This window comes from bacterium, from assembly GCA_028820935.1.
Classification (GTDB): Bacteria; Actinomycetota; Acidimicrobiia; order Spongiisociales; family Spongiisociaceae; genus Spongiisocius.
Window position 1 is genome coordinate 1 of record JAPPHZ010000030.1, and the last position, 14001, is coordinate 14001.

General features: G+C 67.8%; 13 protein-coding genes. 3 read left to right on the plus strand and 10 right to left on the minus strand.

What is annotated here, in order from left to right; genetic code table 11:
• A partial coding sequence (locus OXM57_07675) for a hypothetical protein (GenBank protein MDE0352557.1) occupies window positions 1-1016 on the minus strand: 1016 nt, incomplete at its 3' end.
• An 86-nt stretch (window positions 1017-1102) separates the two neighbouring features.
• A complete protein-coding gene (locus OXM57_07680; protein MDE0352558.1) occupies window positions 1103-2548 on the minus strand; it encodes an amidase in 1446 nt (481 codons plus the stop codon).
• A gap of 105 nt (window positions 2549-2653) precedes the next feature.
• Here OXM57_07680 and OXM57_07685 point away from each other — a divergent pair, with 105 nt between their 5' ends.
• A complete protein-coding gene (locus OXM57_07685) occupies window positions 2654-3367 on the plus strand; it encodes a 1-(5-phosphoribosyl)-5-[(5-phosphoribosylamino)methylideneamino] imidazole-4-carboxamide isomerase (protein MDE0352559.1) in 714 nt (237 codons plus the stop codon).
• Between the two features lie 409 nt (window positions 3368-3776).
• The gene (locus tag OXM57_07690) at window positions 3777-3959 is read left to right on the plus strand and encodes a hypothetical protein (GenBank protein ID MDE0352560.1); all 183 of its coding nucleotides are present in this window, start codon (window positions 3777-3779) and stop codon (window positions 3957-3959) included.
• 141 nt (window positions 3960-4100) lie between these two features.
• Here the strand turns inward: OXM57_07690 and OXM57_07695 are convergent, their stop codons facing one another.
• Entirely contained in the window at window positions 4101-5243 is a 1143-nt protein-coding gene (locus OXM57_07695) for a carboxylate-amine ligase (GenBank protein MDE0352561.1), read from the minus strand.
• 153 nt (window positions 5244-5396) lie between these two features.
• Between OXM57_07695 and OXM57_07700 the strand changes: the two genes are divergently transcribed.
• Window positions 5397-6536 (plus strand): Fic family protein, encoded by a 1140-nt coding sequence (locus OXM57_07700; GenBank protein ID MDE0352562.1) that lies wholly within the window; start codon window positions 5397-5399, stop codon window positions 6534-6536.
• Between the two features lie 225 nt (window positions 6537-6761).
• Here OXM57_07700 and OXM57_07705 read toward each other — a convergent pair whose 3' ends face one another.
• From OXM57_07705 to OXM57_07735, 7 genes are all read right to left on the minus strand, one after another.
• Entirely contained in the window at window positions 6762-7562 is an 801-nt protein-coding gene (locus OXM57_07705; protein ID MDE0352563.1) for an RNA methyltransferase, read from the minus strand.
• Entirely contained in the window at window positions 7559-8167 is a 609-nt protein-coding gene (locus tag OXM57_07710; protein ID MDE0352564.1) for a nitroreductase family protein, read from the minus strand. Before OXM57_07710 ends, OXM57_07705 begins: the two co-directional genes overlap by 4 nt.
• 52 nt (window positions 8168-8219) lie before the next feature.
• The gene (locus OXM57_07715; GenBank protein MDE0352565.1) at window positions 8220-9590 is read right to left on the minus strand and encodes an NAD(P)(+) transhydrogenase (Re/Si-specific) subunit beta; all 1371 of its coding nucleotides are present in this window, start codon (window positions 9588-9590) and stop codon (window positions 8220-8222) included.
• Window positions 9587-9886, minus strand: a complete 300-nt coding sequence (locus OXM57_07720; protein ID MDE0352566.1) for an NAD(P) transhydrogenase subunit alpha — start codon at window positions 9884-9886, stop codon at window positions 9587-9589. Before OXM57_07720 ends, OXM57_07715 begins: the two co-directional genes overlap by 4 nt.
• Window positions 9883-11001: an NAD(P) transhydrogenase subunit alpha gene (locus OXM57_07725; protein ID MDE0352567.1), complete on the minus strand. Its 1119-nt coding sequence runs from the start codon at window positions 10999-11001 to the stop codon at window positions 9883-9885. The genes OXM57_07720 and OXM57_07725 overlap by 4 nt, the downstream gene beginning before the upstream one ends.
• A 48-nt stretch (window positions 11002-11049) precedes the next feature.
• On the minus strand, window positions 11050-12117 hold the full coding sequence (locus OXM57_07730; protein MDE0352568.1) for a 3-isopropylmalate dehydrogenase: 1068 nt from the start codon (window positions 12115-12117) through the stop codon (window positions 11050-11052).
• 149 nt (window positions 12118-12266) lie between these two features.
• The gene (locus tag OXM57_07735) at window positions 12267-13799 is read right to left on the minus strand and encodes a 2-isopropylmalate synthase (GenBank protein MDE0352569.1); all 1533 of its coding nucleotides are present in this window, start codon (window positions 13797-13799) and stop codon (window positions 12267-12269) included.
• Window positions 13800-14001: the final 202 nt, after the last annotated feature.

Below are 14001 nucleotides of genomic sequence, written 5' to 3' on the forward strand. Positions count from 1 at the left end.
TGATGTGTATAAGAGTCAGTCTCGGGGGCTTGCGTTGTCTCGGTACTCGTCGCCTGGGTGGTCGTCGTCTCGGGGGCTTGCGTTGTCTCGGTACTCGTCGGCTGGGTGGTGGTGGTCGTTTCGGGGGCTTGTGTTGTCTCGGCGGTCGTGGGCTGGGTGGTCGAGGCGGTCTCGGCCGGCTCGGTGGTCTCCGCCCCGGCTGGGACGGTCCCGGCCGCTTCGGGGGTGTCGGTGGGCTCGAACTCCGGTACGGCGGTCTCGATGGGCTCGAACTCCGGTGCGGCGGTCTCGATGGGTTCGAACTCCGGTACGGTGGTGTCGGAGACGCCGTCCTCGGACGGGGTAGCGGCGGGCGCCGGCGAGGGGAGTGCGGTGGGGAGCGTGACCTGCTCCCGTCCGACCGCGGCCGACTGGGTCCGGCTCCCGAGGTATCGACCGAGGAACACCTCGAACACCGACACGAGCACCGTCGCGGCCGACGCGACCAGGAAGGCGCGCCGCGATCCGGCGAGGGCGCCCGCGCCGGACCCGGGCCGGGTTGCGCCCACCAACAGGGAACGGAGTCCCAGCAGCACGCTCACGCCCAGGCCTGCCGCAGCCACCGCGGCCAACAGGGTTAGAACCGTCCCGGCCAGCGGATCGGTCAGCCCTGCCACGAACCCGACCGCGCCGAACAGCACGAAGCCGGCCGCCGCCACGCCGGGGCGGTCCCTGGACAGGAGGCCGAGGAGAGCGCCGATCCCGAGCGAGACCAGGACGATCCCGATCACCAGCACCAGCTTGTCGTTGGTACCGAACATCGCGATGGCCCAATCCACCACAGGCACGGGGGTGACGTCGATGACCCGCTGTCCGATCGTCCGCACCAGTGACGGGGCGGACGGGGAGGCGCCTGCCACCAGCTCGGAGACGGCAAGAGCGGCGCCCGCCGCCACCGCACCCAGGAGGGCGAACCCGAGCAATAGCCGGGACGAGGGCGCCGGACCGGATTCGGAAGTAGAGGGGTCGCGTCCCATAGTCCTTAGATTAGGGCGGCTCGGCGCCATAGCCGGCGCTCGGTGGTGTGACCACCCGACCGGTTAGGCGGCGGAACTCGACGCTCCTATCCGGCGGGAGCGCGGCCGGTGGTGGCGATCTCGGGGGGTATCCGCTCGCCCCACCCCGTGGCCCGTTCCCACGCATGGGCCAGTTCGAGAACGGAGCGGTCGGCGTGAGGACGGCCCACCAGCTGCAGGCCGACCGGTAGCCCGTCGGGTGTGAAGCCGCCCGGGACGGAGATGGCGGGGTGGGTCGTCACCGTGATGTCGCTGCACGACCGCATCCAGTCGATGTAGGTCTCCATCCGGGTTCCGTCGATCTCGGTGGGGTATTCCACATCTACGGGGAAAGGGGGCACCTGGGTGACGGGCGCGGCCAGGAAGTCGAATCCTCCCTCCTCAGGCCTCATGAAGTCATGGACTCGGGCCACCAGCTCGCGGTGCCGGCGGCAGATGTCGGCGTAGTCGGCGATGGACATATCGAGGCCGGCCTCGATGTTCCAGATCACGGTCGCCTTCATCAGGTCCCGGTGCTCGGCGAGTAGCGGGGCATAGCCGACCGCGAACAGCCATGCCCGCCGGGCCTGGAAGATCTGGGCGGCGTCGGACAGGTCCGGCCAAGCCTCCACGACCTCGCAACCCAGGTCGGCCAGCAGGTCGGGAGCGTTTTCGAGGGCCGCCCTGATGAAGGGATCGACCGGAAGCCCGCCCGCGTCAGGTGACCAGGCCACCCTGGTGCCGGTCAGATCCCGTTCCAGGGAGCCGGCGAAGGCATCCGGTGACTGGTTGATCGAGACCGGCGAGCGAGGGTCCGGGCCGGCCATGGCCCGGAGGTAGAGGGCCACGTCCGCCACCGTCCGAGCCATCGGGCCCCTTACCGGGAGGGGAGACCACGGATCGTGGGCTGTGATGGCCGGTACCCGACCGGGCGACGGGCGGAACCCGACGATGTTGCAGAAGGCGGCGGGATTGCGGAGCGACCCGCCCAGATCGCTCCCGTCGCACAGCGGCAGCATCCGGGCGGCCAGCGCGGCGGCCGCACCCCCGCTGCTGCCGCCCGGTGTCCGGGTGAGCGCGTAGGGGTTGCGGGTGGGGCCGAAGACCGGGTTGAAGGTGTGGGATCCGGCCCCGAACTCGGGCGTGTTGGTCTTGCCCACCATCACCGCTCCGGCCCGGCGCTGGCGCTCGACGACGAGCGAGTCGGACGGAGGGAGGAAGTCGGAGAAGATAGGCGAGCCGAAGGTGGTGCGGATGCCGGCCGTGGCCAGCAGGTCCTTGTGGGCCACGGGCAGGCCGTGCAGCAGCCCTAGCGATTCGCCCCGGGCGTGTGCCTCGTCAGCGCCGTTGGCGCGTTCCACGGCCAGCTCGGGCGTCAGGGTCACCAGGGCGTTGACGATCGGGTTGAGCGCCTCGATCCGGGACAGGTGGGCGTCGAGCAGCTCGCGGGCGCTGAGTTGCCCTCGGGCCAGCAGCGAGGACATTTCGGTTGCGGGGAGCGAGCACAGGTCCATGGCGCCATTTGACCACATCGCGGCCGGGCACGGTTCGTCGGCGGTCCTGTCCGGTTACCCTGCCGCGCTGGAATCCGCTCCCGATCAGAAGTTCCGAGGCGTTTCGTGAGAATCTTTCCGGCGATAGACGTACTGGGTGGGGGCGTGGTGCGCCTGTTCCAGGGCGACTACGGCCGGGTCACCAGGTACGGGGAGTCGATCGGCGACCAGCTGGAAGCCTGGAAGGATGCGGGCGCCGCCTGGGTGCATGTCATCGACCTCGACGGGGCGAGGAAGGGAAAGCCCGATCCGTCCCTGTGGCGCCGGGTGGCCGCCCGTGGGGTGGCCGTCCAACTCGGAGGGGGCATCCGGAGCGCCGCTGACGCCGTAGCGGCGCTGGGGTGCGGCATAGACCGAGTGATCATGGGCACCAGCGCAGTCTGGTCGCCTGGCGTTCTGGCATCGACCGTCGAGCGAGCCTCGCCGGACCGGGTGGTGGCGGCGGTCGACGTCAGGGACGGCCGGGCCGGAGGCCAGGGTTGGCTGGACGAGGGCCGGGACTTCGAGCAGGTGGTCGAGAGTGCGCTGGAAGCCGGGGTGTCGACGTTCCTGGTGACCGCCATCGCTCGCGACGGCGCCATGACCGGCCCCGACCTGGAGCTACTCGGAGCGGTCCGCCGCCGGGCGCCCGATGCCGAACTGATGGCCGCAGGCGGTATCGCGACGATGGGCGACCTGCGCGATCTGGCCGCCGGAGGCATCGACGGGGCGGTGATCGGTCGGGCCCTCTACGAAGGCGGGATCGACCTAGCCGAGGCGCTGGGAGAGTTCCCGGGCTAGCCGGTCTGTCGGCAGCGATGATTCGTCGCGCTTTCCGGACAGGGGTTGAACGCGTCACCGCCCCGCCTTACGTTGCCTATCGCCAAGCACCAACACCGGCCGATGGCATGAGACGATCGGTTCGGCCGGCCCGAATGGAACATACAAGCTCGATGGAGCGAAGGCCGACCTCCGGCACCAACCCGGCGTGTCCGGCCACGCTCCGAAAGGCACGGCGGTGGTGGCGGGGGATGGGCCCGGTGCGTGGCGCCGCGTGGCGCGTTTTTCGCGTTCTCCGGAAAGGGAGTTGAATGCGTCACAAGACTCCCTTATGTTGATTATCACCGAACACTGACACCGGTACGGGAGGCCGATCACCGCCGTGTTGGTAGAATGTTGTCAGCCAACCTGAGGAAGGAAAGCTCCACGCATGACTAGCCAGGGAGTCACCGAGTCGCTAGTCGACGCGAAGGACGAAGCCCGTCAGGCAGAGGTACGGACCGATCTGGCCAAAGATATGAATCGGTTCACCTGGCGGGTCATCGGTTTCGTAACCGCTCTCGTGCTTGGATCGACCGGTCTCATCATTGCGGTGCTGCTAGGCGTCCCCTAGAAACGGAGGGTGTCAGCCTTGGAACGCTGCCTCCGAGGTTGGCGCAAGAGAACACGTGGAAGCAGGTACTTCGACGCGACGAGGCTGGCCGACTCAGCCGATGCCGTGTCTCAGCGGCGGAGTCGTGGAATACCCTGACGCCTATTGCCGCACATCGGGGGGAGCCAGCGAATCGTTCACCAGGCGATCCACCACCGCCCGTAGCGCCTCCCTGTCGTCGGCGCCCGACTCCAATGCCTTCCTGTAGACGCCCAGTTGGATGTCGGCGGAGGTACCCCGCTCGAGGATCGTTCGGGCATGCTCCACCTCGGACACGCAGCCGAGTGCTTCGGCATCGGGCCGCACTAGTTCGATCATCTCTTCCATCAGGTCGGGAAACGGCACCAGGACGCCCTTACCGAAGTCGATCAGCCGGTCGGCGATCCCGTATCGCTGGGCGCGCCAGATGTTCTCTGCGACCAGGAAGTTGGCGTAGCTCCGCCAGCGCTGGTTCTCCATTCTCAGCCGCCAGAGCATGCGCAGCAGGCACACGTAGAGGGCGGCGAGCGTGATGGTGTCCTCCATCTTGGTGGGCAGGTCGGTGATCCGCATCTCGAGCGTGGGGTAGCGACACGACGGACGGACGTCCCACCAGAGCTTCGAGGCGTCCTCGATGATGCCGGCGTTCACCAGGACATCCACGTGTCGTTGGTACTCCGCCCACGACTCGAACCTCTCTGGCAGACCGGTGCGGGGAATGGCGCCGAAGATGGCCGGGCGGTAGCTCTTGAGACCCGTGTCCCTGCCCTGCCAGAACGGTGAGGAGGCCGACAGGGCGAGGAGGTGGGGAAGGAAGTAGGAGATCTGTCCCATCAGGTCGATGCGGAGGTCCGGGTCCTCGATTCCCACATGAACGTGGAGTCCCGAGATCACCAGTTGCCGGGCGGTCCCTTGGAGGTCGTCGGCTAGCTGGCGGTAGCGGTCGCCGTCGGTCACCTGCTGCGTCTCCCAGCGGGTGAACGGATGGGTCGAGGCGGCGATCGGGGCCAGCCCGTAGTCGTCAGCCGCCTCCGAGACGGCGATACGCAGCAGCCCGATCTCTGCCCGCAGGTCCTTGAGGTTCTCGCAGACCGGGGTCCCGATCTCGATCTGGCAACTGAACAACTCGGGGCTCACCAAGCCGTGGCGCAGGGCCTTGACCTTCTCGATCAGACCCTGGGGCTGGTAGGACACGAGCGCCCCCGTATCGCGCTCGACCAGGAGGTACTCCTCCTCGATCCCCATAGTCCAGGAAGGTTCGGCAATCATAAGGTGAGTTTAGTGTTCTGCCTCTGTCGTCATCTGAACATTTCTGGCGATGGGGATGTGAATAGACAGAGGGAGTTGATCACGAGACATGGCGTGGGATCCTTCCGCAACCATCACATTTTCGGAAGGATACTGTAGTAATCTACTGAAATGATCTCGAATGCGGAAGACATTTCGGGCCAATACGTAGAATCCGACTGGAACGGGCGAACGGTCCGGGCGTGGGTACCGGCGCCGCTCCGAGAGCGCGCCCTGGTCTTGTCGGCCTCCACCGCTAGAGCCGGCGAGCGAGCCTGCGCGGCCATAAGGCTGGCGGAAGCGAGGCTGCCCGACCATTGGGAGCCGTTGGCCCGGCTGCTCCTGCGTAACGAGGGGATGGCCTCCTCCGCCATCGAGGGGCTGCGCGAACCGCCAGAAGCCGTCCTGATCGCAGGACGGACCGGCTCGGGTGGCGCCGCCGGCTGGGTCGCCGACAACCTGGTGGTTATCGATCGGGCCCTGGAGACCGCCCACGCGGCGTTGACCGTGGAAACCCTGCATGGCTGGCACAGGCAGCTCATGCGGTACGGGATGCTGCCGCCCGGCATGGTCGGGGCATTCCGACCGGTATTCGGCTGGGTGGGAGGTAGTACGCCCATGGACGCGACCTACGTTCCTCCGCCGCCGCAGGAAATCCCGAGACTGGTCGAGGATCTCATCCTGTTCGCGGACGGCAGCCCTCCGGACCTGGATCCGGTCTCCCACGCCGCCGTGATCCACGCCCAGTTCGAGGCAATCCATCCTTACGGAGACGGAAACGGGCGTCTCGGACGGGTACTGATCGGCCGGACACTGCACAGGAGGGGGGTGACCAGGTGTACCAGCGTTCCCATCAGCGTGGCCATCGCCCGCGATCCCGGCGGCTACCTTTCCGGCCTTCACCTCTTCGAGCAGGGCATGACCGACCCTTGGGTCAGGTGGTTCGCCGCGATGGCCGAGAGGGCCGCATCCGCCACCAGCCGGATCCTCGACCAGACCGATGCCCTTTTGACCCAGTGGGAGGAAGCACTCAGCGGGCTACGGTCCGACCACGGTGCCCGCGCCCTGCTCCCCAACCTCCCCGCCCATCCGCTACTCAGCGCCGGGGACGTGGCCGGGCTACTCGGCAGCAGCGAACGGAGCGCCCGCACGGCGCTGGCCGCGCTGGCCGACCGCGGCGTGGTGTCGCCGATCGACGTCCCGAGCACAGGCCCCGGTCGCAACCGCCACTGGTTCATCGCACGTGATCTGCTCCAACTCAGGCAGGCATGAGTCCGTTGATTCCAGAATGCCGTCAGTGCTCAGCGGACCGTGGCCAGTAACGGGTGGCGACTCGGTAAAGAGACAAGCCCTATGGCCCTACGCCTCACCGCGCCCGGACCTGATAATGCTTCGGGCACCATCCCTACCGACTGAAGATTGCGGGCCAGCTGACGATCATTCATCTTCCTCTCCACTTGTAGGCCGGGTAGGGCGCTTCTTCGACGCTCGTTCCATTCAAGAGGTACCGGATGTGCGCCGGCGGAGGGCTTCGAAGAGGACCAGGGCGGCGGCGGTGGCCGCGTTGAGGGAGTCGGCCGAGCCGGCCATGGGGATGCGGGCCATGGGGAAGCGTCCGTCCAGCCAGGTCTCGCTCAGCCCGTACTGCTCGGACCCCACCACGACGGCAACAGCGCCCGAGTAGTCCGCCTTCCAGTAGAGGTCCTGGGTCGAGGGGGTGGTGACGAGGGCCCTTATCCCGTGTCCGGCCATCCACCCGATGGCGCCGTCCGCGGTCGAGACCGCGAGCGGCACCGTGAACAGGCAGCCGAGCGAGGCTCGCACCACGTTGGGGTTGAACGGGTCGGTGGCGGGATCGGCCACGATGACCGCGCTCACGCCGGCGGCATCGGCCGTGCGCAGCATGGTTCCGAGGTTGCCCGGCTTCTCGATGCCTTCCATCACCAACAGGAGCGGATCGGGTGGCAGCCTGAGCCGCTCCAACCCGGTGTCGAACTGGGGCGCCACGGCCAGGAGCCCTTCAGGCCGGTCCCGGTAGGCGGCCTTCCGGAACGGATCGGGCGCCACCCGGTGGCGCCGGGCGCCTGACGCGACGATCCGCTCGACCAGGTCGGGCTCGTTGGTCCCGAGGAAGAGGCGATCGCACACGTAGACCTCATCGATGCGGATACCGGCGGCCACCGCCCGAGTGATCTCGCGGTAGCCCTCGATCAGGAACGAGCCCTCGCCATCCCGGTGGCGCCGGCTCCGGAGCCGCACCAGGCGCTTTACCTTGGGGTTGGCCGGAGAGGTGATCATCCGGATCCTTCGGCGGCCGACCAGCGATCCCGGTGGATGACGTCCCGGACGGGCCGTCGGCCTCTGTCCAGCGACCCCGACCTCCGATCGGGGGCGGGATGGCCGATCGTGACCACGCCGATCGGCGAGTACTCGTCAGGGATGTCCAGCAAGGCCGCCAGACCGGACATGGCATGGCAGCCGAGGAAGCCGGCCGCCAAGCCCTCGTCCACGGCCGCCAGGAGTATGTTCTGGAGGGCGGCTCCGGCGTCTATCCACCAGTAGGGGACCGGCCATTCGACCTCTTTACCGTCGGGTGACTTGTCGGGTTCCCGGTAGCGGCGCCGGTAGGCGTCCTCCGAGGCGCACACGACCACGTGGACCGGAGCCCGGCTGATCCACGGATCGAACCCGGCCTCGACGTAGCGGGCCTCGCCCGCCAGCGCGGCGATCTCGGCCCGGTCGGTCCGGTCGGTCACCACGACGAATGCCTGGCCCTGGGAGAACCCGGCGCTCGGGGCCCTCCGTCCCGCATCGACGATCCGTTCCAATGCCGCCGGATCCACAGGACTGCCGGTGTAGTTGCGCACCATCCGCCGCCGTGTGATCACCTCACGGAACTCCATGGCATCGTACGGTAGTTCCGGGACCTGTCAGGATGGCGATACGCGCCCGGGGTCAGACCGTCTGGACCGACCTGGCCAGATCCTCGAGAGCGGCCTTGGCGTCGGCGAACATCATCAGGGTGGTGTCGCGGTAGAAGAGCGGGTTGTCGATACCCGCGAAGCCGGGGGAGAGGCTGCGCTTGACGACTATGACGGCGCCGGCCCGGTCCACGTCGAGGATCGGCATCCCGAAGATCGGCGAGGAGGGGTCATCCCTCGCCGAGGGGTTCACCACATCGTTGGCGCCCACCACGAGCGCCACATCCGTGCGGGGGAAGTCATCGTTGATCTCGTCGAGGTCGAGCAGTTGCTCGTAGGGAACGTCCGCCTCTGCCAGCAGGACGTTCATGTGCCCCGGCATCCGTCCGGCGACAGGGTGGATGGCATAGCGCACTCCCACGCCGCGAGCGGCCAGCCGGTCGGTCAGGTCCCGGGCGCTGTACTGGGCCTGGGAGACAGCGAGGCCGTAGCCGGGGACCACGATCACGGAGCGGGCATAGGCGAGCGTCACGGCGGCATCGTCCACGGTCGCACGGCGAACCAGGCCACTTCCTATCCCTTCGGGCGGCGACTCGTCGTCTCCTCCGAAGGCTGCGAACAGGACGTTGGCCAGGGAACGGTTCATGGCTCTTGACATGATGGTGGTCAGGACCAGGCCGGATGCGCCCACGAGCGCGCCCGAGATGATGAGGGCCTCCGAACTGATGACGAAGCCGGTGGAAGCCGCGGCCAGACCCGACATCGAGTTGAGGAAGGCGACGATTACCGGCATGTCGGCGCCGCCGATCGGCAAGGTTCGGGTCACCCCCAGCAAGGCGGCCAGGGCGATCAACAGCCATAGGGCGCCCCGGTCGCCCGAGGACGCCATCCAGACACCCGAACCCACCACGGCTGCGGCGAGAGCCGAGTCGAAGACCATCTGTCCCCCGAACAGCAGGGGTCGGCCCGGGATCAGGCCCTGGAGCTTCCCGAACGCCACGAAGCTGCCGGTGAACGTGGCGATGCCCAGGGCGCAGGAGAGGGTGACCGTGACCGCGGTCTCGGCCGCCGAGGATCCGTTCGCCAGGAACTCGGCTGCCGCCACCATGCCCGAGGCGGCGCCGCCGAAGCCGTTGAAGGCCGCCACCAGCTGCGGGACTCCGGTCATCGCCACCCGCCGGGCCAGGATCGTGCCCGCGGTACCGCCCACCACGAAGCCGGCCACTATCAGCGTGTAGTCGACGATGCCCGCCCGGAGCAGCGTCACCACTATCGCGATCAGCATCCCTACCGCACCCATGAGGTTGCCCGACCGGGCGGTCAACGGCGAGCTCAACCGCTTCAGGCCGAGGATGAACAGCGTGGCGGCGGCCAGGTAGAGAAGGGTGGAGGCGGCGTCGCTCAACTCTCGTCCCTCCGCGACAGTCCCTGGCGCGTGCCGAACATCTCCAGCATCCGGTCGGTTACCAGGAACCCGCCGACCACGTTGATGGTGGCGAAGGTCACGGCCAGGAACCCGAGGATGCCGGCGACGAGACCTCCCCGCCCCGCCACGAGGAGGGCCCCGACCAGGGTGATCCCGGAGATGGCATTGGATCCGGACATGAGCGGGGTGTGCAGCTGTGGAGGAACCTTCGTGATGACTTCGAAACCGACGAAGGCGGCGAGGACGAACACGGTGATGCCGATGGCGAGTGTCATAGCTCCACCTCGATCCGGGCCAGAACATCGGGATGGACCACGTTGCCGTCCCGGGTGATCGTCACTCCTGCCCGGATCTCGTCGTCGGCGCCGGTGGTCGCAGGGTCGCTGAGATAGCTGAAGAGCTCGTAGGCGTTGCGGGCGAAGGTCCTGGAGGCGTCGCCGGCGGGTCGCGCCTCGAGGTCGGTCGGCCCCACCACCGTGACGCCTTCCACCCGGACCACCTCGTCCGGAACGGTCAGCACGCAGTTCCCTCCCCGCTCCGCGGCGCCGTCGACGATCACCGACCCGCGCCGCATGCCGGAGACAGCCCTCGCGCCGATCAGGGTGGGAGCGGGCCTCCCCGGGATGGCGGCGGCCGTTATGACCACGTCGGCGGCTGCAACGTGCGGCTCCAGGCCTTCCAGCAGGCGGCTGCCGTCGCCGTCGGAGAGCGGGCGGGCGTACCCGCCGGAAGCGGAGGAGTCCTGTTGGGTCACATCCAGGTCGATGAAGGAAGCCCCCAGGCTCCGGACCTGTTCAGCGGCGCTCGCCCGGACATCGTATCCCCTGACCACCGCTCCGAGGCGTCGAGCGGTGGCGATGGCTTGCAGGCCGGCCACACCGCACCCGAGCACCAGCACCGTCGCGGGCCGGATCGTTCCAGCCGCGGTCACCATCATGGGGAAGATGCGGGGGAGACGGGAGGCGGCTTCCAGCACCATCTCGTATCCGGCCAGCGTGGCCTGGGATGACAGGGCGTCCATCGACTGGGCCCGGGTGGTCCTGGGCAGGGTCTCGAACGCGATGGCCGTCACCTCCGCCCCGGCGAGGGCTCGCATGGCGTGCGGCTCATCCAGCGGCCGGAGGAGACCCAGGAGCCAGGCGCCCGGAGTCATCCTGGAGAGCTCGCCATCACCGGGAGGTCCGACCGTCACCACCGCTTCGGCTTCCCACGCCGAGCCGACCATCTCGCATCCCGCTTCCCGGAATGCTCCGTCCGGCAGGCCGGCGGCCTCACCGGCACCGTGCTCCACTCGGACCGCATGGCCGTCGGCCACGTATCGCTCGGCGATCTCGGGGGTGATCCCGATGCGGGTTTCGGGGCTCGGCTGCCGCGGGGCTCCGATGTTCATTCGTTATCCGGCTCCGGTCGGGGCCCTTCGGGGAAGGATTTCAAGTCGTCAGGCTTCAGCCACGGCAGCGGCTATCCGGTCCCCCAGTTGGTCGGTGGAGGCCCCCATGTCGGGTCCTCCCATCGATCTCATGGTGGGTAGCACCGCGCCGACCGCATCCTCCACGATCGACGCCGCCCGGTGTTCGCCCAGGTGGGACAGGCACATGGCGGCGGACAGCACCGCGGCCACCGGATTGGCCCATCCTCGTCCAACGATGTCGGGCGCCGAACCGTGTACGGGCTCGAAGAGGGACGGGTAGGCGCCCTCGGGATTGATGTTGCCGCTCGCGGCCAGGCCCATGCCGCCCTGCACGGCCGCGCCGAGGTCGGTGATGATGTCGCCGAACAGGTTGTCGGTGACGATCACGTCGAAGCGCTCGGGCTGGGTGACCAGGTGCAGGCACATGGCGTCCACGTGAGCGTATTCCACCGCCACGTCGGGGTAGTGCTCGGCGATCTCGTGAAGGGTGCGGTACCAGAGGCCTCCCGAGTACGTGAGGACGTTGGTCTTGTGTCCCAGGGTCAGGTGTTTTCGCCGTCCCGTGGCCTGCTCGAATCCGTACCGGACGATCCGCTCGACGCCGAAGCGGGTGTTGAGTGACTCCTCGACGGCTACCTCCGCCGGAGTGCCCTCGCGGAGTACGCCGCCCGATCCGACGTACAGCCCCTCCGTGTTCTCCCTGAGGACGAGCATGTCGCAGCGGTCGGGAGTGAGACCCGCGATCGGGGTTGTTGCTCCGGGCAGCAGCTTTATGGGTCTGAGGTTCACGTAAAGCTCGAAGTTGAATCTCAGCCTGAGGAGCAGCCCTCGTTCCAGGATTCCTGGCGGCACGTCAGGCGTGCCGACCGCTCCGATCAGGATGGCGTCGAAGCCGGCGAGTTCCTGCTCCACCGAGTCGGGCAGGACCTCGCCGGTGGCGAGATACCGGTTCCCTCCCAGGTCGTAGTCCACGGTCTCTACAGCAAAACCGCACCGGTCGCCGGCTGCCTCCACGGCCTTGAGAGCCTGAACGATTACCTCGGGTCCGATTCCATCTCCGGCGATGACCGCCAGCCGGTGCCGTCGTTCGCTCATCAGCGGTGATTTTAACCGTCCATCATAAGGTTTTAGTGGTCTCTTGGGAGGGTGCCGGAAAAGACGGGGATTGGTTGGCCCGCGCGAGGCTTCTACCTGGGGTCTTGTTTCCGGCTATCGGGCCAACGGGACAGTATTTCAGTACCCTCCTAGGCCGCCGTCCCGGCGCCCGCAGTCAGCACCCGGTTAAGGGCTTCTACGAACGCACGGCCCGAACCTTCAACCACATCGGTAGAGATTGCTCGCCCGCTCCGGGACATACCGTCGATCTGGATCACCACGTTGACCTCGGCCATGGCGTCGGCGCCGGACGTGACCGGCACCACCCGGTAGTCGAGGAGGTGGGGGTTCAGCCCGGATGCCTTCTTGAGCGCGGCGAAGGTGGCGTCCACCATCCCGCCCCCGGTGCCGGTGAACTCCTCGGTCTCGGTTCCGTCACCCCGCGCCACCACCACGGTGGCGGTGGGCTCCACGTCCGTTCCCCCTCGCACCCGCATCGACACCATCCGTATGGCGTCCGGGACGCGGCGGCTTTCGTGGCGGATGATGGCCCGCAGCTCCTGCTCGTTGATCTCCACCTTCCGGTCGGCCATCTCCTTGAAGGCGAGGAAGGCCTCGTTGAACTGGTCATCCTCCAGAACGATGTCGAGCTTGGAGAGCGCGTCGGCGAATCCGGCGCGTCCGGAGTGCTTGCCCAGCACGATCTGGCTGGTCGCTCCCACCGACTCCGGATCCATGATCTCGTAGGTCTCCCGGTCACGGAGCACCCCGTGCTGGTGGATGCCGGACTCGTGGGCGAAGGCGTTGCGCCCCACGACCGCCTTGTTGAACTGGATGGGATACCCGGTGAGCCGGGAGACCAGCCGGCTGGTGGGCACGATCTCGGCGGTGTTGGCGCCGACCTCCACCCCGAAATGGTCCTGGCGGGTGGTGACGGCCATGATCACCTCCTCGGTGGAGGTGTTTCCTGCCCTTTCGCCGATCCCGTTGATGGCGCCCTCGATCTGGCGGGCCCCCGCATGGATGGCGGTCAAAGAGTTGGCGACGGCCAGCCCGAGGTCGTTGTGGCAATGGGTCGACACGATCACATCGTCCCTGCCATCGAGCACTTCGTCGTACACCCGCCGCAGCAACTCGACATAGTCCTGGGGGGTGGCGAAGCCCACCGTGTCGGGGATGTTGATGGTGGTGGCACCCTCCCGGACCGCCGCCTGGCAGGTGGCGATCATGAAGTCCGGGTCCGAGCGGGTGGCGTCCTGGGGAGAGAACTCGACATCGTCCGTATAGCGCCGGGCCCGGCGGACCGACTCGATGATCGACTGCATCACCTCGGTCGGGGTCTTGCGGAGCATCCGTTCCATGTGGATGGGGGAGGTGCTCTGGAAGACGTGGATCCGGTGGCGCTCGGCGTGGCGGACCGCGTCGTAGGCGCGGTCGATGTCGTCCGGCGTGCACCGGGCCAGCGAGGCGATCACCGGGCCCTTGACCAGCTTCGCGATCTGGGAAACGCCGTAGAAGTCGCCGTCGGAGGCGGACGCGAAGCCGGCCTCGATGACATCCACCTGCAGCCTGGCCAACTGCCGGGCGATCGTGAGCTTCTCGTCAGGGGTCAGGGCGATTCCCGGCGCCTGCTCCCCGTCTCGGAGGGTGGTGTCGAAGATGATCAGTTTGTCCTGTGGCATGGCAGTCTGCTCCGGTTGGAAGAGGTGGGTGGGTTGGCGGTGATGAAGGGAGGGGGCGCCTCCACGACCCTACGTCAGGTCGTGGAGGCCCGTTAGGAGCATGCTGAAAAAGACGGGGATGTGTGGGCCCGCCACGCGCCGATCTCCGTTCCGTTGCCGGCTATCGGGCCAATTGGACATTTTTCAGCACACTCCTAGCCCC

Coding starts and splice junctions, on each gene's coding strand:
- OXM57_07710 (MDE0352564.1), bottom strand. CDS start 8,167: ATGGAGTTCCGTGAGGTGATCACACGGCGGCGGATGGTGCGCAACTAC.
- OXM57_07690 (MDE0352560.1), top strand. CDS start 3,777: ATGACTAGCCAGGGAGTCACCGAGTCGCTAGTCGACGCGAAGGACGAA.
- OXM57_07735 (MDE0352569.1), bottom strand. CDS start 13,799: ATGCCACAGGACAAACTGATCATCTTCGACACCACCCTCCGAGACGGG.
- OXM57_07725 (MDE0352567.1), bottom strand. CDS start 11,001: ATGAACATCGGAGCCCCGCGGCAGCCGAGCCCCGAAACCCGCATCGGG.
- OXM57_07700 (MDE0352562.1), top strand. CDS start 5,397: ATGATCTCGAATGCGGAAGACATTTCGGGCCAATACGTAGAATCCGAC.
- OXM57_07680 (MDE0352558.1), bottom strand. CDS start 2,548: ATGGACCTGTGCTCGCTCCCCGCAACCGAAATGTCCTCGCTGCTGGCC.
- OXM57_07720 (MDE0352566.1), bottom strand. CDS start 9,886: ATGACACTCGCCATCGGCATCACCGTGTTCGTCCTCGCCGCCTTCGTC.
- OXM57_07730 (MDE0352568.1), bottom strand. CDS start 12,117: ATGAGCGAACGACGGCACCGGCTGGCGGTCATCGCCGGAGATGGAATC.
- OXM57_07705 (MDE0352563.1), bottom strand. CDS start 7,562: ATGATCACCTCTCCGGCCAACCCCAAGGTAAAGCGCCTGGTGCGGCTC.